Annotated in this window: 15 protein-coding genes; 1 reads left to right on the forward strand and 14 read right to left on the reverse strand. The window is 34.8% G+C overall.

Annotated features, from left to right (window positions below; all coding sequences use genetic code 11):
- Nucleotides 1-162 precede the first annotated feature (162 nt).
- The 12 genes from prfB to ACU68U_RS07480 all read right to left on the reverse strand — a co-directional run bounded on the left by prfB (nt 163) and on the right by ACU68U_RS07480 (nt 17106).
- Nucleotides 163-1258, reverse strand: a protein-coding gene (gene prfB, locus ACU68U_RS07425) for a peptide chain release factor 2 (RefSeq protein ID WP_446763055.1) whose coding sequence is annotated in 2 segments (ribosomal slippage) — nt 163-1185 and nt 1187-1258 — 1095 coding nt in all. Because the reading frame shifts where the segments join, the coding sequence is not laid out codon by codon here.
- Nucleotides 1259-1472: 214 nt separating this feature from the next.
- Nucleotides 1473-4202 carry a preprotein translocase subunit SecA gene (gene secA, locus ACU68U_RS07430; protein ID WP_446763056.1) on the reverse strand — a complete coding sequence of 910 codons (2730 nt, stop codon included), beginning with the start codon at nt 4200-4202 and terminating at the stop codon, nt 1473-1475.
- Between the two features lie 221 nt (nt 4203-4423).
- Nucleotides 4424-5926, reverse strand: coding sequence for a glutamate/gamma-aminobutyrate family transporter YjeM (gene yjeM / locus ACU68U_RS07435; protein WP_094207735.1), 1503 nt, complete (start codon nt 5924-5926; stop codon nt 4424-4426).
- A gap of 924 nt (nt 5927-6850) precedes the next feature.
- A complete protein-coding gene (locus ACU68U_RS07440; protein ID WP_094207736.1) occupies nt 6851-7561 on the reverse strand; it encodes a transaldolase in 711 nt (236 codons plus the stop codon).
- 27 nt (nt 7562-7588) lie between these two features.
- The gene (locus tag ACU68U_RS07445; protein ID WP_094207737.1) at nt 7589-8947 is read right to left on the reverse strand and encodes a PTS ascorbate transporter subunit IIC; all 1359 of its coding nucleotides are present in this window, start codon (nt 8945-8947) and stop codon (nt 7589-7591) included.
- A 24-nt stretch (nt 8948-8971) separates the two neighbouring features.
- On the reverse strand, nt 8972-9247 hold the full coding sequence (locus ACU68U_RS07450) for a PTS sugar transporter subunit IIB (protein ID WP_094204450.1): 276 nt from the start codon (nt 9245-9247) through the stop codon (nt 8972-8974).
- Nucleotides 9240-9710, reverse strand: a complete 471-nt coding sequence (locus ACU68U_RS07455; protein WP_446763057.1) for a PTS sugar transporter subunit IIA — start codon at nt 9708-9710, stop codon at nt 9240-9242. The genes ACU68U_RS07450 and ACU68U_RS07455 overlap by 8 nt, the downstream gene beginning before the upstream one ends.
- Before the next feature lie 624 nt (nt 9711-10334).
- Nucleotides 10335-11795 (reverse strand): flippase, encoded by a 1461-nt coding sequence (locus ACU68U_RS07460; protein WP_294685158.1) that lies wholly within the window; start codon nt 11793-11795, stop codon nt 10335-10337.
- Nucleotides 11796-11981: 186 nt separating this feature from the next.
- The gene (locus tag ACU68U_RS07465; protein ID WP_446763058.1) at nt 11982-13127 is read right to left on the reverse strand and encodes a double-cubane-cluster-containing anaerobic reductase; all 1146 of its coding nucleotides are present in this window, start codon (nt 13125-13127) and stop codon (nt 11982-11984) included.
- Nucleotides 13128-13825: 698 nt separating this feature from the next.
- On the reverse strand, nt 13826-15259 hold the full coding sequence (locus ACU68U_RS07470) for a UDP-N-acetylmuramoyl-L-alanyl-D-glutamate--2,6-diaminopimelate ligase (protein ID WP_446763059.1): 1434 nt from the start codon (nt 15257-15259) through the stop codon (nt 13826-13828).
- A 106-nt stretch (nt 15260-15365) separates the two neighbouring features.
- Nucleotides 15366-16220, reverse strand: a complete 855-nt coding sequence (locus ACU68U_RS07475; RefSeq protein ID WP_446763060.1) for a beta-carotene 15,15'-monooxygenase — start codon at nt 16218-16220, stop codon at nt 15366-15368.
- 19 nt (nt 16221-16239) lie between these two features.
- Nucleotides 16240-17106, reverse strand: a complete 867-nt coding sequence (locus ACU68U_RS07480; RefSeq protein WP_446763061.1) for a polyphosphate kinase 2 family protein — start codon at nt 17104-17106, stop codon at nt 16240-16242.
- A gap of 198 nt (nt 17107-17304) precedes the next feature.
- On the opposite strand from ACU68U_RS07480, the gene ACU68U_RS07485 reads away from it, so the two are divergent.
- Entirely contained in the window at nt 17305-18291 is a 987-nt protein-coding gene (locus ACU68U_RS07485) for an LLM class flavin-dependent oxidoreductase (protein WP_446763062.1), read from the forward strand.
- A gap of 284 nt (nt 18292-18575) precedes the next feature.
- On the opposite strand, the gene rbsK is transcribed toward ACU68U_RS07485, so the two are convergent.
- Both rbsK and ACU68U_RS07495 read right to left on the reverse strand, forming a co-directional pair.
- Nucleotides 18576-19454 (reverse strand): ribokinase, encoded by an 879-nt coding sequence (gene rbsK, locus ACU68U_RS07490; RefSeq protein ID WP_094207747.1) that lies wholly within the window; start codon nt 19452-19454, stop codon nt 18576-18578.
- Between the two features lie 146 nt (nt 19455-19600).
- The gene (locus ACU68U_RS07495) at nt 19601-23950 is read right to left on the reverse strand and encodes a leucine-rich repeat protein (protein ID WP_446763063.1); all 4350 of its coding nucleotides are present in this window, start codon (nt 23948-23950) and stop codon (nt 19601-19603) included.
- Nucleotides 23951-24176: the final 226 nt, after the last annotated feature.

The raw sequence follows: 24176 nt of genomic DNA on the forward strand, positions 1-24176 counted from the left end.
TACTTACCCTATTTTTAATCTTAAACTTTAGGGTGCTTTTTCATGCTTATTTTTATTCAGTTTTTATCAATATCATTACTTATATTTTCTTTGTTTCACCTCTTGACTTTTAATAGTTAGTCTTTCTATATTGTACTATATTTGTGTTATTTTATTGTAAATTTAATTGTGGCTCAAATACGCATTTATGAATTTATCCAAATCACCATCCAAGACATCTTGCACTTGTGAACTTTCAAAGTTTGTTCTGTGATCTTTTACCAATGTGTATGGTTGGAAGACGTAGGATCTGATTTGGGAGCCCCAGGCGATTTGGTTGTATTTGCCTTGGATGTCTTCGATTTTTTCACGCTTTTCTTCTTCTTTTATCATGATAAGCTTGGCAATTAGCATATCCATGGCGTATTTTCTGTTGGCGATTTGCGATCTTTCTGTTTGACATTGTACTGTGACTCCTGTTGGAATGTGTGTGATTCTAACTGCAGAGTCTGTCATGTTGACGTGTTGTCCACCGGCACCTGACGCTCTGTAAGTGTCCACTTTCAAATCTTTGTCGTCTATTTGGATGTTGTGACTGTCTTTGATTTCTGGGAAGACGTCCACTGATGCGAATGATGTGTGGCGACGTTTTTGTTGGTCAAACGGAGAAATTCTGACAAGTCTGTGGACTCCTTTTTCGCTTTTCAAAAATCCATAAGCGTTAATTCCTTGTACGATTAACGATACGGATTTAATGCCGCCTTCTGTATCTTGGTTGTAGTCGGTGATTTTATAGGAATAATTCTTGTCCGCAATCCACCTCGTGTACATTCTCAGTAACATTTCCGCCCAATCTTGTGCTTCAGTCCCACCTGCACCTGCGTGTATGGACATAATCGCATTATTCTTGTCGTATTCTCCCACCAAGAGCGTTTTGATTTTGAATTCGTCGACTTTTTCTTCCAAACTTTCGAGTGTCTTGGAGATTTCTTTTTCGTATTCTTCGGTGTTGTCTTCTTTGCTAATTTCGAGCATCATTCTTACTTCTTCGATTTTTTCTTCGATTTCATCGTAGTTTTCGACATCAGCTTTTATTGAATTCAATTCGTCGAATATTTCTTGTGCTTTGTCGCTGTCATCCCAAAAGCCCTGTTTCAATGTTTCTTGTTGCAATTCATCTAATTTTTTTCTTAAATTGTCTAAGTCAAAGAGACTCCTTTATTTCTTTTAGATTTTGAGATAAATTTTCTATTTTTTCGTTAATTAAAAATACGTCCATTTTTATCCTCCAATTGCATATATTTTTTGAACAAAAAAGGAGGATTTCTCCTCCTTTGTGTTTGTATTTGTTTTTATAATAGTGAGTGGCTTGTGATGTGAAGTAGTTATCCTTGTGCTAAGAATAATTTACTTCGCCTCTCCTTAGCTATAAATGTTTGATGTTCAATATTCACAACCAAACATTTCACTTCGCTTTTTTCACTATTTATTTATTATCTGTTTTTACCACAGCAGTTTTTGTATTTCTTACCACTTCCGCATGGACATGGATCGTTTCTACCGATTTTCTTACCTTTAACTACTGGTTTGTTGATTTCTTCTTCACCACTTGATGCAGAAGTTTCGTGAGCTACTTGTTTTCTTTCGATTTCTTCAACTGGTTGAACGTTGAACATTCCTCTAACTGTGTCTTCTTTTATAGAGTGGTTCATATCTTCAAACATTTCGAAACCTTCATTGTTGTAAGCTCTTACTGGGTCTTGTTGACCGAACGCTCTTAGACCGATACCTTGACGCAATTGATCCATCGCATCAATGTGATCCATCCATTTTCTATCTACAACCATAAGAAGAATTACACGTTCGATTTCTCTGAATTTTTCTTTGCCGATGGCTTCTTCCTTTTCGCCGTAAACTTCCAATGCTTTTTGTGTTACATAATCTGTGAAAGTTTTCTTGTTGTAGCTGTTAAGTCTTGTAAGATCCAATGTTCCTTCTGGAATGAATGTGTTAAGATATGTCATCAATGCTTCCATTTCCCAATTTTCTGATTTTGAATCTTGGCAATATGTGTCAATTGCATTAGCAATGATGTCCTTAATCATAGCAACGATAGATTCGTGCATGTCTTCTCCGTCAAGTACTTTATCCCTTTCAGTATAAATTACTTTACGTTGCGCATTCATAACGTCGTCGTATTTCAATACGTTCTTTCTGATACCAAAGTTATTAGATTCAACTTTTGTTTGCGCTCTTTCGATTGCTTTAGTGATTGTTCTGAATTCCATTGGTTCGTCTTCTGGGAATTTGCCAGATTCAGCGTATTTTTGGATAGTTTCGCCACCGAACAATCTCATTAAGTTGTCTCCTAATGATACGAAGAATCTTGATTTACCAGGGTCTCCTTGACGGCCAGAACGACCACGCAATTGGTTGTCGATACGACGTGATTCGTGACGTTCAGTACCAATTATATATAATCCACCAACTTCAAGAACTTTCTTCTTATCTTCGTCAGTCATTTTCTTGTATTTTTTGTATAATTCATTGTATACATTTCTTGCTGCAACTAATTCTTCGTCTGTGCTTGGCAAGAATGAATCCAAACTTTCGATTACGTATTCGCCGTAACCTTGTTTTTTCATATCGTGTTTTGCTAAGAAATCTGGGTTACCACCTAAAAGAATATCGGTACCACGACCTGCCATGTTTGTTGCGATAGTAACTTTGTCAAACATACCTGCTTGTGCTACGATTTCTGCTTCACGTTCGTGTTGCTTAGCGTTCAATACGTCGTGTTTGATTCCGTTTTCCTTCAACAAGTTGGACAATCTTTCTGAAACTTCAATTGAAATTGTACCTACTAGAATTGGTTGTCCAGTCTTGTGAATTTCTTTTATTTCTTCAACGATTGCGTTGAATTTTGCATTTTCGTTGATGTAAACTCTGTCTTGTTCGTCAACTCTGGCTACTGGTTTGTTAGTAGGAATTTCAACAACGTCCATCTTGTAGATTTCGTTGAATTCCGCTTCTTCAGTCTTAGCAGTACCAGTCATACCACTTAATTTGTTGTACATTCTGAAGTAGTTTTGGAATGTAACTGTTGCCAAAGTTTTAGATTCGCTCTTAACTTCAACACCTTCTTTTGCTTCTATAGCTTGGTGAAGGCCATCAGAATATCTTCTACCTTCCATGATACGACCAGTAAATTCATCGACGATAAGGATTTCGTCATCTTTTACTACGTAATCAATATCGCGTTTCATCGTATTGTTAGCCTTCAAAGCTTGGTTGATGTGGTGAGCTAATTCCATGTTATTAGGGTCAGACAAGTTTTCCACGCCGAAATATTCTTCGGCTTTTTTAGTACCAATTTCTGTAAGACTGGCAGTTTTTCTCTTTTCGTCAACTAAGAAGTCTACAGTTTCATCCTTGAATTCACGATCGAAAATATCTGGCTTATCTTCTTCTGGATCCATAATACGTCCAGTTAAACCATTAGCAAACATATTTGCTCTTGTGTACATATCTGTAGATTCGTCGCCTTGACCAGAAATAATAAGTGGAGTTCTAGCTTCATCTATTAAAATGGAGTCAACTTCGTCCACGATTGCAAAGTTAAGACCTCTTTGAACCTTGTCTTTTTTGTAAATAACCATGTTGTCACGCAAATAGTCGAAACCATATTGGTTATTAGTACCGTAAGTAATATCACAAGCGTAGTTTTCACGTCTTTCGTCATTATCCAAACCATAAACGATAACGCCTACAGTTAATCCCAAAAATTCGTGAACCTTTCCCATCCATTCCTTATCTCTCTTTGCAAGATAGTCATTGACAGTAACCACGTGAACGCCCTTACCACTAAGCGCATTCAAATAAGCAGGTAAAGTTGCAACCAAAGTCTTACCTTCACCAGTTTTCATTTCTGCAATTCTACCTTGGTGTAAAACAACACCACCGATTAATTGCACACGATATTGTTTCATACCCAAAACTCTGTAGCTGGCTTCTCTAACTACAGCAAATGCTTCTGGTAAAATATCGTCCAAAGTTTCGCCGTTTTTTAATCTTTCCTTGAATTCAACAGTTTTATGCTTTAATTCATCATCTGATAATTGTTGCATAGACTTATCATATGATTCAATTTTTTTAATAATTGGTTCTATTTTCTTTAGCTCTTTTTTATTAGCTGAGCCAAAAATAGATTCAAATACTCCCATATAAATCTCCTTACTTTAATATCTATAAATACTACCTTTTATTTTAACATTAAAACATATCATTTACAACAAAAACATCAACATTTAAAGGAAATCACTTATAAAATTTTCCAATAAATTACAGTGCATATAATTTTGGAAGAAAAATCCGAAAAATTTATTTATAAAATCATCTTCAATATAAAAGAGAGCCGAAGCTCTCTTTTGTTACACCGATAGTTTTAATTTAATTTTCCGTATTTCTTTTCCATTCTATTGTACAAATACAATGCCAATAGTGTGAATAGTAATGGTCCTGCTACAGACATTATTGTAGTCAACCAGTCCCCACTACTAATAGCTGGTTCAATAATTGTAAATAGGTTCGCAAATCCTACAACTAAACATACTAAGAACACAGCCGCCTTGACAACTCCCATAGATTTAAATTTTTCAAATGGTTTTTCTATTTCTTGATTTTTCTTAAACGCTAAGAAAGAATAAGAAATGAAGAAGTAAGGCAAAGTCATTGAAACGTTAGTCATTGACACCAATACTTCGAAGAATTGTTTTGCGCTTTTTCCTCCGAATGAAACAATGGCGATAATTACAATAACACACGCTGCTTGATACTTCATAGCATTCACATACATACCGTTTTTTTCAACAGTCCAAGATTTTGGCCATAATTCTTTTGGAGTTCCACCTATTAATTGCTTAAGTGGAGAATAAATCAAAGTAAAAAACGCTCCTGTCAATGCTAAAAACATCGAAATACCCATGTATCTTGAAATCCACAAACCACAAGTTCTAGCTGCAGCTTCACTCATACCAAAAGCAAGTCCCAATTGATAACCCATGTGATTCATACCGATATATGAAACATTACCTAAAGTAATAGTTTCTTTTGAGAAACTTTTGAAAGCAAAATCCCAATTAGTAAAAGATCCAAACATCAAAATCCCCAATGCATATCCAACAGTTATTATTATAGCTGCGATGCTTACACCTTTAGGGAAATTTTTTTCAGGATTTTCTGTTTGATCTACAAGACCACCTATAACTTCTATTCCACCATATGCAAAGATTGCGTATACAACAAATGATAAAACAGCAATTCCTCCACCTGCGTATTTTGGATTTGGAGATTGGAAAAATGCTTCAAAATTAATTGGTTGTAAAACTTTTCCTTTGTTTAAAATAAGTATAATTAATCCTCCAACAAACAAGAAAATATTAATAAGAGCTACAGCACTTCCGCCAACAGAAGTAATCTTTTTAATTTTTTCCAAACCTTTGTTAGATACATAAGTAACCATTATAATCCAGCAGATTGCCAAAATACCCAAAGTTTTTACTGAGTCTAACCCGAACAAAGACCATTGTTGAGTCTTATCAACCCCGAAAATAGCATTCGATAAAACAATCCAAATACCTGAACCTACATTTACTTGCCAGATTATGTAGGATGCAAACCACATAAAAGTGATTACAAAAGCGTACTTCTTGCCAGAACTTTTTTCCATCCAAGAATAAATACCACCTTTTGCATCTTTAAATGCAGAACCATACTCTGCTATCATGAATGCAAATGGTAGGAAAAACGCTATACCAGATAAAATATACCAAGGAATAGCGGAGTATCCCATTAAATAATATGATCTACTAATGTTAGTGAAACCAAAAACCGACGTAAAAATCATCAGTATAAGCGCTTTCAAACTAAGTTTTTGTTTGTCTGTCATATATTCCTCCTAATATTAATTCAACTCTCAAAATCGCAATCGGTGTAAAACGCTTTGAGAATGATTGTTTTTTAGAAAAAATTTGAATTATAATACAATTGAAACGCAAGTATTTATCGCTTTAACACGATGTAGTATAGGCGATATACGCCTTTTCCCTCATTTTATTGCACTACTCTCTAACTTCTTCTCTCTTATATTATATTCATTAATATTCTGATTTGTCAACCACTTTTTTTGCTTGTTTTAACTGTTGATTTAGGGATTTATCTGCCTTTTTTCTTGATGTATATTTATACGTAATTAGCTACATTAAACTTACGATTAATTTACTTTTAATTGATATTTCTTTAGTTCATATTAGAATATTAATAAAATAAATTTATCTTAATATTGTTAATTTAAAATTTTTAATATTTTTTAATTCCTCAATTTTTTATTCTAATAATTTTAAAACTACGGAGTACAATTAAAAAACATTCTTAGTATTCTAGATATTCATGCTAGATGTTCTCCCCTTCCGTTTATGTTAAAATTCACTCCGCAATCATCCTTGTGTCCGTTTAGGCAAGTAATCGAACATACCTATATTGTAAATCCATGTAAACAGTCAAGCCTTTTTGCTAAGAATATCATACGGAGAAAATAATCATAAATTCAAGTGAAGTGAACCGTTAAAAAATTGTGCTGTCTGAGTGCGTAGCACGAGTTCACAATTTTAGGTTCACAAGCTTATAATTTATTTATTTTTGTAGTCTAGATATTCGTGCAAAATGCTTGATCTGTGTTGTGTCTGAATAAGATTATTAAATTTTCACCAAGATATTCGTGCGCGATTGTTGCCGTAGCCTAGATATTCGTGCATGATGATTTTTCAATCACAGGACTAAAAAAAGAGCCCACATTTGTGAGCTCTTGTATTTATTAAAGTATTGAAAATCCTAATTCTTTTGAGTCTTTGCAGAATGTCTTCACTGTGTCTAGTGAATATTCGTTTAAGTCTTTTCCCATCAATGAAAGTTTCTTGATGATGGCTGGAGTACATGTGATGATGTCTACTCCCAGTTCATTTGCTTGGTAAATGTTGAACACTTCTCTAGGAGATGCCCACAACAATTCGCAACCTTTTTTAGTTTTGCAAATTTCCAAGGCTTCTTTCATGATTGGCATTGGATCAACCCCTGTGTCTGCAATTCTTCCAGCAAATACTGAAACAATGCTTGGAACATTTTCAGTCAAGTTGTCTACAACTTCTCTTACTTGATCCACTGTGAAGATTGCTGTTACGTTAAGTTTAATTCCTTTTGAACTAAGTTTTTTCAATAATGGAGCAGTTGATGTTCCATTGCTTGTAGTTACTGGAATTTTGACGTAAACATTATCTCCCAATGAAGAGATTTTGTCTGCTTCTTTTTCCATAGTTTCTAAATCATCTGCAAATACTTCAAATGATACTGGATATTCTGTAATTTCTTCTAGAACTTTCTTAGCAAATTCAACGTAATCAGTAATTCCAGCTTTTTTCATCAATGATGGATTAGTTGTGAATCCCGTTACTTTTTTTGATGCCAATGATTCTAACATGTCTTCTAATACTGCACCGTCTGAGTAAATTTTTGTGTTAATTTTATCCATTTCAACCTCTTTCTTGTGTAGTTCAAATTATTGTTCGTTGTTAATTGCCGTATCTTTCTTAGTGATAATTGAAGGAGCTATTAAAACTACTGCCAAAACAGCGATAATAATATAAACTCCGACATTACCCATAGCGTTACCGACTTTTCCTAATAAAATTCCCAAAACTCCGAAGTCAAAATCTCCGAATGTTGTATTATTGAATCCTAATTGTCCTAAAACTGGAAGTAAGAATGCTGGAAGGAATGCCAAGAATAATCCGTTGATGAATGAACCAATCATAGCTCCTCTTCTACCGCCAGTTGCATTACCGTAAATACCAGCAGTTGCACCACAGAAGAAGTGAGGAACAAGTCCTGGAATAATTAATACTCCACCGATAGCTCCCAAAATAAACATACCGATTAATCCGCCTACAAAACTACATGCAAATCCCAAAATAACTGCTGTTGGTGCGTATGGGAAAAATACTGCACAGTCAACTGCAGGAACAGAGTTTGGAATAAGTTTTGTAGCAATACCTTCGAATGCAGGAATTAAATCTGCCAAAATCATTCTAACACCGGCATATACGATTGCCACACCAACTGCGAAGTTTAATGCAGAGATGATTGCAAACAAATATGGGTTTTGTCCGTTAGACATTTTGCCAACGAAATCTGGACCAGCTTTGATGCTTGCGATTAGATAGAACACAATCATTGTCAACGCTGTTGAAATTGTAGTATTTCTCAAGAAACCCCATTTTTCAGGAATTTCGATATCTTCAGTTGATTTGGAATCTTTTCCAACTAATGAACCGATGAACGCCGACAAATAATATCCCAATGAGCCAAAGTGACCAAGAGCTATCTCATCTCCATCAGTAGCCTTCAAAGTGTATTTTTGTCCGATTGCTGGAGAGATTGAACTCCAAGCTCCCAATATAAATCCACCAGCCAATACCAAAGCCACGCCCTTAAATCCGATTGCACCTAAAGTTGCTGATAATAGACAAGCCATGAAGAAACTGTGGTGACCAGTTAAGAAAATATACTTGTATCTTGTAAATCTTGCTATTAATAAGTTAAAAATAAGTCCTACTAACAAAATTGACATTGTTTCTACGCCCAAAACTTTTTGCGCAACAGATGTGATAGCTTCGTTATTAGGAACAACACCAGTGATATTGAATCCGTGTTGAATCATTTGACTCAATGGATCCAAGTTAGTCGTGATGACATTTGCACCTGCAGCCAACATTAAATATCCTAAGATTGGACCTAATGTACCAGTCATTACCTTATGAGCTGGTTTCTTAAGAGCGATAAGACCTACCATCGCGATAAGACCCATCAAAAACGCAGGTTCAGATAAAATATCCTTTAATACGTTTAAAAATCCCATAAATTCCTCCTAAATTTTTAAATTTTATTTGAATTCTTCTAATACAGGAACCAAATCTTCTTCGATTTTTTTCTTGTTAGTGTAGCTTTTAACGATAGCTACTTTTTGATCATCTGAGAAAATTGATTTGAATTCCTTAACAGTTACGAAAAGATCAGCGCCTTTTCCTACAGCTGCGTTAGAATCACAAGATTCAACGTTCGCTTCAATTCCCATTTCCTTGCAAATAGTTTCAACCTTCATTTTCAAAAGAAGACTACTTCCAATTCCATTACCACATACAGTAACAATATTAATCATCATTTCCCTCCTCTAATTTTTTGTTAATTATTTCCAACATTTCGTCCTCAGAATTTGCGTTGATAAGCTCATCTGTAATTTCATCTGAATCCAAAAGCACTGCCAATTGTTGAAGTGCTACAATGTGTGATGAAGAATCCACCGCTGCCAAACAGAATAAAATTCTTACCCAGTTGTCCTCATCCTCTTCTTCGTTTCTAAAATTAACAGGCTCGTTTAATTTCGTCAAACTAATAGCCATTTTATTTACATTGCCGTTTGGTCGTGCGTGAGGAACCGCAATGTTCGGAGCAAGCACAATGTATGGACCAGCATCCTCAACGCTTTTTATCATGTCTTCTACATATTGTTCGTTAATGTAACCATTGTCCAACAAACTTTTAGCTGCAATTCTTATTGCATCCTTCCAATCATTTGCATGATCTTCAATTCGTATCAATTCTTTTTTTATTAAATCGCTCAAACTATCACCTCTTTACAAAAAAATATTGGTTAACAAAAGTATTGTTAACCTTATTTTACCATATATTCACATTAGATTATATATGCGTTTCAAAAAAATTTGCCAATTTAAAGGATTAAACTACCAATCGTAATTATCACCGTCAAAGTCACCACCGAAAATATCGTCGATAAACACAAAATCTTATGCCCAATTATTTTATTATACCATCATTGTGAAATTTTTCTAGTATTATTTTTGGGCTTTGATGTGCGAAATGAGAGAGAGGAAAACTGTTGAAGGTTTTTTTAAGGTGAACGAAAGCAGAAAATTAGTTTGCTAAGGGTTGTGATTTTTCCCAGTAACCTGTATATTTTCTGTGATTTATTGCAATGAAAAAATCAGATTACCAGTTTTGCTAAGAATATCATACGGAGAAAAATAATCATAAAATCAAGCGAAGTGAACCGTTAAAAAATCGCACTGTCTGAGCGTTAGCGAGTTTGCGATTTTAGGTTCACAAGCTTAGAGTTTATTTATTTTCGTAGTCTAGATATTCGTGCAAACTGGTTTTCTGCTTTGTAAATTTTGAAACAGTCTATTCTTCTCCAATCAAAAAAGAGCATCACGTGATGCTCTCATAATTTATTTTACTAATTTTTTGAGTGGTGTTTTCTTCAATGTTTCTATAAATACTTCATTTTTACCGAAGAATAATATCAATGTGTATCCGATGACGCTGATGAAAAACACTGCCAATAAGTTAAGCGTGTAGTGTGTGATAAACTTTGTAACTACAAATTTTGTCAAAAGTATCCACAACGCACCTGCTACTGCGTATTTCATTGTATAGAATAATTTGTCCATTTCAAAGTAGAACTTTGCTTCTTTGAATTCAAATAAGCACACAAGAACTACTACTAATTCGGAGATCGCCGTAGTCATTGCTGCACCATTTTGTTGCCAAAGTGGTATGAAAATTAGGTTTAATCCTACATTTACGAACGCCGATATCGTCGTCGCTTTCAAATTCAACGCTTCTTTTCCCAATGGAACGTTCATGCACGTTGTGATTACACCACCTGTTATTGCAAAAAACACCGATACGGATAAGATTTGCAATGAAAGTGCTCCTGCCATAAATTTTTCTCCGGAGAGAATGTAGACGATATTTTTGGATAGAACTCCAAGTCCCATGCACATTGGTATCATTAGCAAAAGCAAGAAACTTGAGATTTCTGTCAACAAATGTCTAAATTCTGTCTTGTCATCCAATGTCGCAGCCTTGGATAATCTTGGAATTGTAACCATGTAAATCGCGCCGAGCATTTGTTTTACAACGGAATACACCCTCACACTTACAGTGTAAAGTCCTGTATAAAAAACGCCCGAGATCCATCCTAGCATTGTCATGTCTGCGCTGACATACACCAAAACTGCGATACTATTTGAGAAGAATAGCATGATAGGCTTCAAGTGTCTTTTCAAATTTAATTTAAGTGTTGGCTTCAAACTTACGTATCTTCTAACGTGTAACATATTTGATATGCACACCAAACCATTTACGAAAACCGTAAGTCCGGCGTATTTTAAATAATCTTCTTGAGTTTTTACTACGAAAAATAGTAAAATAACTCCCAACGTTTGAACCAAAATGCTCCTAATTGTAATGTACAAATAATCCTCATGGATTGCGTTGACCCATTCAACTCCAAGTGTCGCGAAGATTATACTCAAACTTTGAATGAAAACAAGTGTTGCAATGTCATGCATTTTCGCAGAAATTATACAGAAAATTACCAAACAAATATAAGAAATCAACGTAGACAACAAGTTGATGGAGAAAACTTCCCTCGAAAATTGGTTGAGTTTTACTCTGTCTTCTCTGTATTTAGAACCTTCTCTGACTGCGTAATTGGTAATTCCAAGCGATGCAATCAGCATGAATATTTTAATAATTGAATCCCCGTAGCTTACCTTTCCCATGTTTGCTACTTGCAAAATTCTCGTAGCGTAAGGAAAAGTTATCAACGGGTACACAACGCTCAGCCCAACTTTGATTAAATTAAGCATCGCGTTTAATTTAAGTGATTTTTGCTTTGCCAAGTTTTTCCTCTCCTATGTGCAAAATTTATACTTACTATATTGTATCACACCTATCCAGATAGATTATTACAACATTTCAAATTTTCTCCAAAAAAATAACCGCCACTTTTCAATGGCGATTGTTTTCTAGGCTTAGCCTATATGGATTTTGCTATAACATTATAGCACGTTTTAAAGAATTTGGCACTATAGCATTTCAACGAATGCGCCAATTCTTGTGTTCAATTGTCCAATGTCTGATTTTGAGTAATCTGTTTCCACTGCAATATATGGAACATTTTTCTTGTCGTTGCAGAATCTTTTGATCGATAAACCTTCAACTTGATATGGAATACAAGCTTGTAAATGCATGTCGATAACACCATCAACCTTGTATTCGTCGATTAATTTATCCAATAATTTAAGTCTGTTTTCGTTTGGACTCACACATGCACAACCAATGTTCATGTATTTTCTAGCAATCGCATCGATCATATCTGGATTGTCTACATCGACATTTTCATCAATAGCCTTAGCGCCACCACAGTTTTCGTAGCTAACCACAACTGCACCGTTGTTTTCGACTGCTTCGATAACTTTTTCAGTCGCACCACCGATAGGACAACCAGTAATCAAAATTCTTGGTTTGCCACTGATGTGCTTGTGTTCAGACATAACCTTAGCTTTTAATTCTTCAAGCATTTGTGGAATTTGTTCCTTGTCAAAATCAAATTGCACACCATTTAAAACATGCCACAATTCTCCACCTGTGATTGGCAAATCATCAGCCTTCATTATAGAATAGAAGTCCTTTACAGCGGATCTCTCAGCATTTTTCACTTCAATAGCATGCTTTAATTTTTCATCAGTGATTTCTACTCCGAATAAATCTTCGATAGTCTTAATCATTTTTCTGATTTCTTCTTTCCATAAAATAAGACCTTGTTCAGTGTTCTTGTTTGGAAGCTCCATAACATGAACTGGTTTGAATTCTCCCAAATATTCGTACATCTTCTTCTTGCCATCGCAAGTAGTTTCTCCGACAACCAAATCAGAGAAATAGAAGAACGGACACTTATCAGTCAACGCAAAACCATAAGAAGATTTGATAAGTGGGCATAAGTTTTTAGGCAAATCCCTCTCAGCATCTTGAATAGTTTCGTCACTTGTAGCACACAAACTAACACAAGTAGCACCAGCTGCAACAGCTAACTCTTGTGGAAAAAACGTACAAAAAATTCCTATAACAGGAATATCCTTATCCTTTATTTCTTTTACCTTCAAAAAAGCATTTTGACGACTTTCTGCAAAATCGTTAAAAACTTCTGGTAATTCCTTCTTTAAATCAACCATTTAATCACCTCGTAACAAATAATATCATTTAATCGCCAATATATCAAAATGATAATCGTTATTTATAGATTTTTTCTATAAATGACCTCCCTCGCCTCTCTCTCATAGATGATTTTGCGGAAAATCTTGATAATTTTTCAAAACCAAAAACATCGTAAAAGAGCGAATCATTCGAAAAAAATTGTTTTATATTCAATCAAAAAGCAGATTACCAAGTTTGCTAAGAATATCATACGGAGAAAATAATCATAAATTCAAGCGAAGTGAACCGTTAAAAATTGTGCTGTTTGAGCGTTAGCGAGTTCACAATTTTAGGTTCACAAGCTTAGAGCTTATTTATTTTCGTAGTCTAGATATTCGTGCAAACTGGTTTTCTGCTTTGTATGTTATGAAACTACCTCCAACAATTTTTGTAGACAGATGAGCGATTTACGAGTTTTGTGTTTTCTTGTCAAGTGTAAATGTTCTGCGATTTGTTGCAATGAAAAAAGCAGATTACCAAGTTTGCTAAGAATATCATACGGAGAAAATAATCATAAATTCAAGCGAAGTGAACCGTTAAAAAATTGTGCTGTTTGAGCGTTAGCGAGTTCACAATTTTAGGTTCACAAGCTTAGAGTTTATTTATTTTCGTAGTCTAGATATTCGTGCAAACTGGTTTTCTGCTTTGTAAATTTTGAAACTACCTATTACATTTTTTATTTCTTCAATTCATCCAACACTTCGTTGACTGTTTCTTTTTCAGAATAAGGCGTCTTTTCATTTCCTTTGAGCTTGATGAAGTTTTCTTGTCCTTTTCCCAAAAGTAGAACAAAATCTCCATCATTTGCCATTTCTATCGCATGTTTAATGGCAGATTTCCTGTCCTTGATTCTTACAAACTCACCGTTTTCTTCTTCAATCCCACTGACGATGTCATCTGCAATGTTTTCGTATGTGTCGAATTTTGGATCGTCAGTTGTCACCACTGAGAACACGTTATTTTCAGCGGAAATCTTTCCGACCTCATGTCTGATTTCACTAGTCCTGTCGCCACTCATTCCATAAACCGCGATTTTTCGTTTGTCGTTTGGCACAGATTTGTAGATATTTTCGAACGCTTTTGGAGTGTGTGCAAAATCGATGACAATATTTATTTCCATATCATTCTTTACGAATTCAAATCGTGCCTCAACGCCTGTAAAACTTTCCAAAGCTTTGGCGATATCTTTCAATTCGTATCCCAATAAATTCACCGCAGCAATCGCAGCCACAGCATTGTACACATCAAACATCGCAAATCTGTTCAGTACGAATTTTACGTTTTTGATTTCAAAATGCATCTTGCCATCAATCAATTCGACATTTTCTGCCCTAAAATCAGATTCATTTTCAAGTGAGAATGTGTATGTGTCTTCAAACCTAGCCTTCGCTTTTCTTCCGTATTCATCATCTACGTTTGCGATTTTTTTCTTGGAATTTTCGAACAAAATCATCTTTGCATCGAAATAATTCTCCATATTTTTGTGAAAATCCATGTGTTCCATCGATAAATTGTTAAATACTGCCACATCGAAATCAATCCCGTCTAGTCTGTGCAAATACAATCCGTGGCTGGAACATTCCACAACGGCGTTGTCGATTTTTTTGCCCACAGAAAGCTTCAAAATCTTGTCGATTTCTGAGATTTCTGGAGTCGTGTTTGGCGTTTCGTATTTTTCTCCAGCGATAAAGGTACCGTTCGTGCCAATGTTTGTGCATGTTGAGTCCAAATGTTCCAAGATATGACTAATCATAGAAGATGTCGTCGTTTTGCCATTTGTCCCAGTAACTCCTATCACGCGAAGCTTCTTCGATGGAAAATCCATAACCACATTTGAAATTTGAGCAAGAGCTATCCTTGCATCTTCTACTTTGATGTAGTTGATCCCTTCTATTTTTTGTGTATCTTGTGTAACCACAATCGTGTTTGCGCCGTTTGCAATCGCCTTGTCGATAAATTTGTGTCCATCAAATTCCATCCCTGAAATCGCCACAAACACTCCGCCTTTTTCGATTTTCCTGGAGTCATTTGTCACATTTGTAATCTCGTCGTCGGTGTTTTTGGTGTAATCTATATAATCAATTTTATCTATAATATCAGTTAAGTTCATTTATTTTCCCCTTTAGTTTTCATTTATATATTATTATATAACATCGGGCTACATATTAAAAAACAAAAAAACTGACCACCTAGGTTAGTGATCAGTCTACAAATTTTTATTTCATAACAGCTACTGCAACTGCTATTGCTGCGATTCCAATGATAAGTCCAAACACAAGTCCTGCAACAATACTTACTATCGCTGATTTCACACCTACTGCAAGCATTCTTTCATCAGAAATTCTGTCGTAGAATACTGCTGAATACAAGATAACTCCAATTATCATGACAAGGATTGATGGAAGGAACGTTGTTGGAAGTGCCATCAACAAAATGTTAATCAACGCTTCAACTGCTACATACACTCCAAGTCTCGTGTCTCTTTCTACAGGATTTGGAACTGGTGACATATCTTTTTTAGTGAAATGGAACATAATTCTACACACTGCATAATAGAAAAACATTGATGTCACAGCAGTTATTATACTGAAGGTTGTCAAACTCAATCCAGTTTTTGTTACTTGTTCCAATTGTTGTGCTTGTTCTGGGTGAAGCTTGTATTGTACGATTGATGCAATATATGTGAACACTCCGTACAACAAGAATAAAATTACAAACGCACCTTTTTTATTGAATTTTTCAATAAGTCCATGTAACATTGAGAAAATATTTTGACAAAAACCAGCATAACCTGAACTCTCCCTTTGAGTGTAGTCTTCGATGTATTCTTCTTCATCATCTTGCCCTTCAAAGAAAAAACTGTCGTCTGTTTTTTCGTAATGATCCTGTTTCGTATTAGAATAATTATCATCATTAGATGCTTCAAAATAATTGCTATTTCTGTCAGAATAACTGTCCTTATCTTCGCTAAATCCGCCTCTTACATCTTCTTTTTCACTAAAATAGTTGCCGTCTTTAGTGTATTCACTGTCATCATTTTCAAAGTTTCTGTAATCTCTGTCGTCTGACATACTCTCCTCCTACTTATTATTAGTCTTCCTTTTCATCCTTCTCGTCTTGTTCCAACAAAACCTTCTTCCATTTGTCTAGTTGTGATTCTTCTTCCTTGGAAAGTTTTGGTGTTTGTGGGTCCAATTGTTCGAACAAATCCAACATAACCTCACTCACAACAAACCTCGTGAACCATTTGTTGTCCGCAGGAACTACATACCAAGGTGCATAATCAGTTGAAGTATGCTCCAACATATCTTCATAAGCCTTGTGGTAATCGTCCCAGTTTTCTCTTTCCAAAATATCACTTGCTGCAAACTTCCAATGTTTTTCTTCCAAGTTAATCCTATCCAATAGTCTTTCTTTTTGTTCGTCCTTTGACACATGCAAGAAAAACTTCACAACCTTGATACCATTATTGTCCAAATATTTTTCGAACGCATTGATATCTTCGAATCTTTTTTCCCAAAAATCGTCGTCGTTTTTTTGATTAACCAAATTGTGAACTCTGGTTACCAAAACATCTTCGTAGTGCGATCTGTTGAAAATCCCAACCTCTCCGTAAGAAGGAGTCTTTTGTGTAATCCTCCACAAATAATCGTGATCCAATTCTTCTGTGGAAGGTTGCTTGAAGCTTGTAACCTTGCAGCCAGCAGGATTAAGCGCGGTGAACACCTTTTTCACCAAACTGTCCTTACCCGCAGCATCCATCGCTTGAAGCACAACCAAAATTCCTCTTTTGTTTTCAGCGTATAATTTTTCCTGAAATTCAAACATTTTTTCCAAATTTTGTGGAAGAATTTCTTCCTTCACTTCTTGTTTGGAATAAGAATCGTCTTTTTTAGTGCTAAATTTTTCCAAATCAACTTTTTTGTTAGGTTTTACCCTGTATTTCTTAATATCCATAATATACTTCCTTTTAATATCGTTATTATATATTTATCCAAATTGGGTAAAAATAAAACAATTTCATTTATTGAATTAATTATATCATTTGTTCAAGTTTTCTTCAATAGTTTACTATCACATTAGTATTATGTAAAATTTATTTGACAATCGCCATTTTATATAATAAATTCATATTAACCAAAAGGAGGAACAATTATGAAAATATCAATACTAAATTTAATACCAAGATTTATAGATGAAACTGCCAAACAATCCATCGAACGTGGATTGGAACTTGCAAAATGGGCAGACGGACAAAACTTCGAAAGATATTGGGTCGCAGAACACCACAACTCAAAATCAATCTCATGCTCAGCAACAGATTTGATTATCGGATATATTTTGGAAAATACAAATAGAATAAAAGTCGGAGCAGGCGGGGTAATGCTTCCTAACCACACACCATTTCAAGTCGCAGAAAGATACGGAACGCTCGAAACATTATATCCCGAAAGAATTGATTTGGGAATTGGAAGAGCGCCTGGAACAGACATCGAAACAGCAAAATTAATCTACCGTGACACATACAAAGAAGATAACTTCAAAGAAGCCATCAGAACACTTTTAAGCTATTTTGAAGAAGAAGCAGAAAACTTCAACGTGCGTCCATATCCTGGAGTTGGCACACACGTTCCAGTGTATATTTTGGGAAGCTCCATGACATCAGCGCACATCGCAGCACAATTGGGACTACCTTATTCATTCGCGGGACATTTTTCGCCAAACACAGTTGAAGTCGCACTCAAAATCTATCGCGAAGAGTTCACACCATCAAAATATTTGGACAAACCATACGTAATGCTTGGAGTATCTGCAAACGCAGCCTACGAGAAAGACGCCGCAGAACACATCAAACAACAAGCCATCTCCATATTCTTGCAAATCCAAAACAGAAACAATAGAGATGCATTCTTAAAAGCAGACCCTAACAACAGCCCAGAACTCACATCAATCGAAAAATTCATGATAAGAACTGCCCGCGGACTTCGAATCGAAGGAGATGTGAATTCTGTAAAAGACCAATTCATGGAAATAAAACAAAAATACAACCCAGACGAAATCATCGCCGCATCTTACATTCCTGATTTCAAATTATTAAAAGAAAACTACGAAATCATACAAGATTTGGCGTTGAACGAATAGAGTTTATTGAAAAACCATCCAGAAAATTCTGGATGGTTTTGTGGTTTTAGTAAAAATTTAAATCATACAAAAAGCAAACCATCATGCACGAATATCTAGACTACAAAAATTGTTGTTTTCTAAATTTCCAAATCCTAAAATCGCAAGCACACTTCGTTTACGCGGTGCGATTTTGGACGGATTTGTTCGATTTGAAAACAAACCAATTTTTTCCGTATGATATTCTTAGCATGAACGGTTTTCTTTTTATTACATCAAAAACTTTCAGGCAAATCCTGAAAGTTTTACATTATTTCGTCTATTGTTGGGATGGATTCTCCCGATCCTTTTCTGGTTACAGTCTTTGATGATGCTTTTGTGGCAAATTTCATCGCTTCTTTGATGGATTTTTGTTGATCTAGCATGACAGCCATCGCTCCGATGTAGCTGTCACCTGCAGATGTTGTATCCACGACTTTCGCTTTGATGGCATCTTGTGTAATGTGTTCTTTTTTCGAAAAATACTCAGAGCCATTTTCTCCCAAAGTTATTATCACAGAACCGACATTTTTGCCTAGCAATTCATCTGCTGCTTCTTTTAAGTTTTCTTTTGTAGAATATCTCAAAATTTCATTTTCATTAGGCACGAACAAATCCACTTTATCCAATATGTCATCCACTTCAAACTCACTTGGGGCAGGGTTCAATATCACGAAAACTCCTTTTTCTTTCGCTTTTTTAATAGCATATTCATTGACTTCTTGCGGAATTTCCATTTGCAAAATCAAAATATCGCATTCATCTAAAAGTTCGATGTTATCGTCGATGTCTTGGATTGTAATCGCATAATTTGCCCCATGATCCAAAACTATTTCGTTTTGTCCAGTTTTGTCCACATTTATTAGCGCAGTTCCAGTATCCACATCTTTTTTTATAATGTTAGTTGTGTCTACTCCGTATTCCTTCATATTTTTGAAAATAAAATCAGCGTCCACATCATTTCCCACGCACGCAAGAAACTTCACATCGCCACCGAGTTTTTTGCAAGCAATCGCTTGGTTAGCTCCCTTGCCACCGACAGATCTGCTCTTTGATATGGACGATATTGTTTCTCCAGGTTTCGGGAAATTTTCCAAATTATATGTAGTGTCTACATTCACGCTTCCTATAACTAAAATTGACATAAATCTCTCCTCAAATCTTTGCATTTACGCTAAGAGTTTTTCTTAATATATCTTATATTATACAATACAAATCAAATTTTGTAATTCAAACAAAAAACAATGTGACTGAATTTTAAAATCCAATCACATTGTAAATTTGTTGAATACTATTTGTATTCTTCTATACTTTTTTCTCCACCTAAAATGATGCCGTTTTTGATTTCATTGTCTCTCAAGTATTGTTTTACTGATACAGATGCTTCATCTTTATCTATCAATACTATTGGTGCTTTTTCGGCGTTTGATAGATATGGTGCAAGTAGTGCATCTGCAAATGCATCTTTGTTTGCAAATATTACTTTGTCAGGGTCACTGTTTACAGCTTTTGCTACTTCTAGTGCTGTTTCAACACGTGTTCTTCCTGCAAGTCTACTTGTGTTTACTCCATCATTTTTAAGTTGTGATGCTATAGTTTCTGATACTTGAGTGTGTCCACCTACTATTATTACGTTTTGGATGTTCCAATTCTTCAATGCTTTTTCTGTTGTTTTGTTTAGTTGGTCTGATCCTGTTAATAGTATTGGAATGTTTAATTTTGCAGCTAAGCTTCCTGCTGTTAATGCATCAATTGAGTTGTATCCGTTTACCAGGATTACGTCTGTTTTGTTTGAGGAGTTACGTCTGATTTCTTCTCCAAGTTTTACTGCTGTTTCGAATCTGTCAGCTCCTGCTATTCTTTGTTGTTTGATTCCCAATTGTTGTAATTGTTTTGCAACATCGTCATTAATAGATTCTTCACCACCTGCGATTATTATCTTAGATGGGTTAAGTCTTTTGATTTCTTGAAGAACTTCATCCATTATTGAATCTTTTTCTACAAATAATGTTGGTGCGTTGATTGCTATTCCTTTAGGTGATGCAGCAAGTGAGTCCACCATTTTGTCGCTTGATGTTATTATCACTGTGTCTGCTTTTTCGAATAGTGTTTTGCTTACTTCTACTGCTGTTAGTTGACGATTTCTTCCTGCTATTCTTGTTGATGGTATTTTTTCAAATATTTCTTTTAGTGTGTCTGTGTCTTTGATGTTTTCTGTTGGTGTTGTTGGTTCAACAGGTGTTGTTGGATCTGTTGGAATAGTTGGGTCTGTTGGGTCTGTTGGTTCAGTTGGATCTGTTGGTTCAGTTGGATCTGTTGGTTCAACAGGATCAACAGGTGTTACTTCTTTCTTTTCAACAACTACAGGAACTTCCACAATTCTCTTAGATCCATTTTCAAATGTTACTTCAACTTTTGCAGTATATTCACCAGGTTTATTTGTGTCGATTTTTGGCTCTGTAACATCTTTAGCTGTTGCCTTTTCTGGTAAGTTCTTGATGTTATCTGTTACATCGATCTTTTCGCCTTGTTTTACAACTTCTTTTTCGATGTCTTCTGCTTTGATTTCTGGAATTTCTTCAATTGTTCCTGGTTTTACTTCGCCTTTAAAAATAACTTTTTGATTTACTAATGATTTTTCATTGTTGAATTTTAAATGGTCAGGGTTTTCAGTGTACAACTTAACGATAACATGTTTCTTGTCAGTTGTTTCAGCGTCTCTGAAAGCAGTATCTGAAAGTTTTTTCAAACTCTTTGGTAAGTTCACTTCTTTAAGCAAACTAAATCTAAATGCAGAATCTCCGATTTCTTCGATTCCTTCTTCTAATGTTAACTTTTTAAGTCTCTTCCATTTAATATTGTGAGCGAAAGCTTGTCTTCCAATCTTTTTAACATTTCCAGGAATTGTCAATTCTTCTAATTGATGACCAGTAAATGCCCTTCCTTTGATTTCTTCAACAGTTTTTGCAATAGTAAGTTCTTTTAATGGAGCTCCTTGGAAAGCTGATCCTTCGATAACTTTTATTCCTTCAGGAATTTCAAGTTTTTTAAGTTTAATATTTCTTGCAAAAGTACCATTCGCTACCTTTGTCATATTTGGAGAAAGTCTAAGTTCAGTAATTTGATTTAATGAGAATGCTCCACCTTCAACATCTTTTACAGAATCAGGTAAGATTACTTTTTCAAGTCTATTTCCATTAAATGCAGATCCTCCAATATATTCTAAAGTGCTTGGAAATTCCACATTTTTAAAGTTGTTTAATCTGAAAGCATCTTCTTCAATTCTCTTAAGATTTTGTGGTAGTTTTACCGATACCATACCATTTGCAGAACTTACAGTATCTGTACCGAAATTAACTCCAGGATCTTTTTCTAAACTGAACGCTGATTTGCCGATTACCTCAATATCTTTACCTTCAGGAGTTTTATCTGGAAGAACCAAATTCTTGTTTACTTTGAACTTAGCCTTGCCACTTTCGCTAAATCCTGTAATAGCATTGCCTTCGTATGTGAAGTCTTCACTTGTATACAAGTAATCTTTCTTGATAACTAAGTTAGACAAAGCTTCTTCCAAGCTTTTGTTCGCAGCTGTTATTTCATCTGATGTTTTATCCAAATCAGCTAGAACTTCCTTAGCCTTGTCAAGTTCCTTCTTCATAGCATCGTAGGATTCTTTTTCGAAAGCTTCTGGAATTAATTCTTCTGCTCTTTTGATGGAATCTCTAAGTTTTGATCTGTCTGGGGCTGATTGTCTCAATTTCGCTTCAGCTTTTACCAAATCATCAAAAGCCTTATCCACTTGTTCTTGAGTTGATTTTTCGTCCTTGAAAATTCTTTTAGCTTCTTGTAATACTTTGTCGAATTCGTCGAATTGTTCTTGTTTATAATCTGATTTTACGATTGATTTAACACTTTGTAATTCTTGGAAAAGTTCACTTCTGTCTACATCTGTAACCAAAACTATCTTGTGATGGTCGCTTTCTGGTACGATATAAGTTGATGATTGTAAATGTTCAGGATTTCTAGTTTCAAGTCTTACAACCTTGCTATTTTCATAACCTGTATTGTCTTTGAATACAAAATGTCTGATTTTAAAAATAGAATAAGGAAGTTTTACAAGTTTAAGTTTATTGTTTGCAAAACTAAAATTATCTATTTGAATACTGTCCACATCATCTGAGATTTCAAGCTTACTGATTTCATTGTTCATGAAAGATTCGCTACCAGTTTTCCACACAGTGCCTGGAATGGAAACTTCAGTAAGCTTATTATCCTTGAATGCACGTGATTCAACAGATTTCAAACCTTCTTCAAACGTAACCTTAGTAATTCCTGAGTTTTGGAAAGCAGAATCTTTTATGATAAATTCCACATCAGTCTTAGGGAAAGTTACAGAATTTATTTTAAGATTTTCAAAAGAATTTTCTCTAATTCCTTCAACAGGTTTTAATACTCCATCAATAGTCACTTCTTTTGGAATAACCAAATCAGGATTCTTTGCTAACTTAGCCTTACCTTTTTCAGAAAAACCAGTAATTCCAAATCTATGAGTTTCTTCTTCCATTCTTCCCTTGTATTTGAATTCTCCATAAGTGAAATCTTCTTGTGACCATTCAGTTACAGTAGGTTGTTCTGGTTGTTCAGATTCGCCAAGTTTAACTGTCAGTTTAATTATTAAATTTGTAGCTGAATTATTAACACTTGGTGGTATATATCCTTCGATTGGTTCGAATTCTGGTAACTTATCTCTGTCAATACTTGCAGTCACTTCAAATTCTTTTGTTGTATCAAAATTATCTAAGTTCCATTTCTTTTCAAGTTCTACTTCTTTATCTTTCGAACCTGTGTTGTCTTTTTTATCTACATAGGTTGCGATAAAATCAGTATTGATATTTTTATCCAACCAAGCTTGTAGTTCTTCTTTTGAATCTGCCTTTGCTTCAACTTCTCCCAAATCAAGGTATTTGTCTCCTTCACCTGTTCCAAGTGAATTAAAGTTGATTCTTATATGTTTAAATGGGCTTTCTGTTTTTATCTCTTTTATTGTTTCCCCATTTAATGATGATTTCAATAAAACTGGATTGGATTTTTCATCACCTTTTAATAATAAACCTGTTACACCTGTTTTGTTGAAGGATGTTGTCATAACAGTCTTAACTGTAGATGGAATGATAACTTCTCCAGCTAATGACTCATCACCCATAAACGCTTGTTGACCGATATATTCCAAGCCTTCATTTAATTCAACTTTAGTTAAATTCTTGTTCATTCCAAAAGCTAATCTTTCGATTTGTTTAACAGTCGAAGGAAGCTTAATTGTTGTAAGCGAGTTAGCTGAGAAAGCTCCTTGGTCGATTGTTTCAACACCTTCTGGAATAACAACCGATGTAAGTCCTTTTCTTGCAAAGGCTCCCTTACCAATAGTTGTTACAGTCTTTCCATTAATTTTTTCTGGAATAACTACATCAGTAGCTGTACCATTATACTTTTTAATAGTCCCGCTACTTGCATCAAATTGAAAATCACCTTCTGCTGTGACTTCTTGTTTTTGTGGAACATCACTTGCGTATATGTTTACAGGAGCAAATCCTATAACCATAGCGAAAATGAGTATCCACGAAACGATCCTTTTTCTATTCATATTATCCTCCTCATTTTTCTTGTAACAATCGTTACTATCTATGTTAAATCAATAAGTTTACTGCTCTATTATACCCCTATTTGTTTTTTTGTAAACTTTTTATACGATTAATTTGTTATAAAATAAATATTTTATAAATTTGAAACTACAAACGTAAAAGTTTGATAAATATATTTTGCAATTATTTATTACGTTGTAATGATTTATCTCACACGAAAAAATAATT

Source organism: Finegoldia sp. P3-F-LR (genome assembly GCF_052932165.1).

Excerpts from the sequence above, each read along its gene's own strand:
- ACU68U_RS07450 (WP_094204450.1), bottom strand. The coding sequence starts at position 9,247 with ATGATTAATATTGTTACTGTATGTGGTAATGGAATTGGAAGTAGTCTT.
- ACU68U_RS07475 (WP_446763060.1), bottom strand. The coding sequence starts at position 16,220 with ATGTCAGACGACAGAGATTACAGAAACTTTGAAAATGATGACAGTGAA.
- rbsK (WP_094207747.1), bottom strand. The coding sequence starts at position 19,454 with ATGTCAATTTTAGTTATAGGAAGCGTGAATGTAGACACTACATATAAT.
- ACU68U_RS07440 (WP_094207736.1), bottom strand. The coding sequence starts at position 7,561 with ATGGATAAAATTAACACAAAAATTTACTCAGACGGTGCAGTATTAGAA.
- ACU68U_RS07480 (WP_446763061.1), bottom strand. The coding sequence starts at position 17,106 with ATGGATATTAAGAAATACAGGGTAAAACCTAACAAAAAAGTTGATTTG.
- ACU68U_RS07465 (WP_446763058.1), bottom strand. The coding sequence starts at position 13,127 with ATGGTTGATTTAAAGAAGGAATTACCAGAAGTTTTTAACGATTTTGCA.
- yjeM (WP_094207735.1), bottom strand. The coding sequence starts at position 5,926 with ATGACAGACAAACAAAAACTTAGTTTGAAAGCGCTTATACTGATGATT.
- ACU68U_RS07445 (WP_094207737.1), bottom strand. The coding sequence starts at position 8,947 with ATGGGATTTTTAAACGTATTAAAGGATATTTTATCTGAACCTGCGTTT.
- ACU68U_RS07470 (WP_446763059.1), bottom strand. The coding sequence starts at position 15,259 with ATGAACTTAACTGATATTATAGATAAAATTGATTATATAGATTACACC.
- ACU68U_RS07485 (WP_446763062.1), top strand. The coding sequence starts at position 17,305 with ATGAAAATATCAATACTAAATTTAATACCAAGATTTATAGATGAAACT.
- secA (WP_446763056.1), bottom strand. The coding sequence starts at position 4,202 with ATGGGAGTATTTGAATCTATTTTTGGCTCAGCTAATAAAAAAGAGCTA.
- ACU68U_RS07495 (WP_446763063.1), bottom strand. The coding sequence starts at position 23,950 with ATGAATAGAAAAAGGATCGTTTCGTGGATACTCATTTTCGCTATGGTT.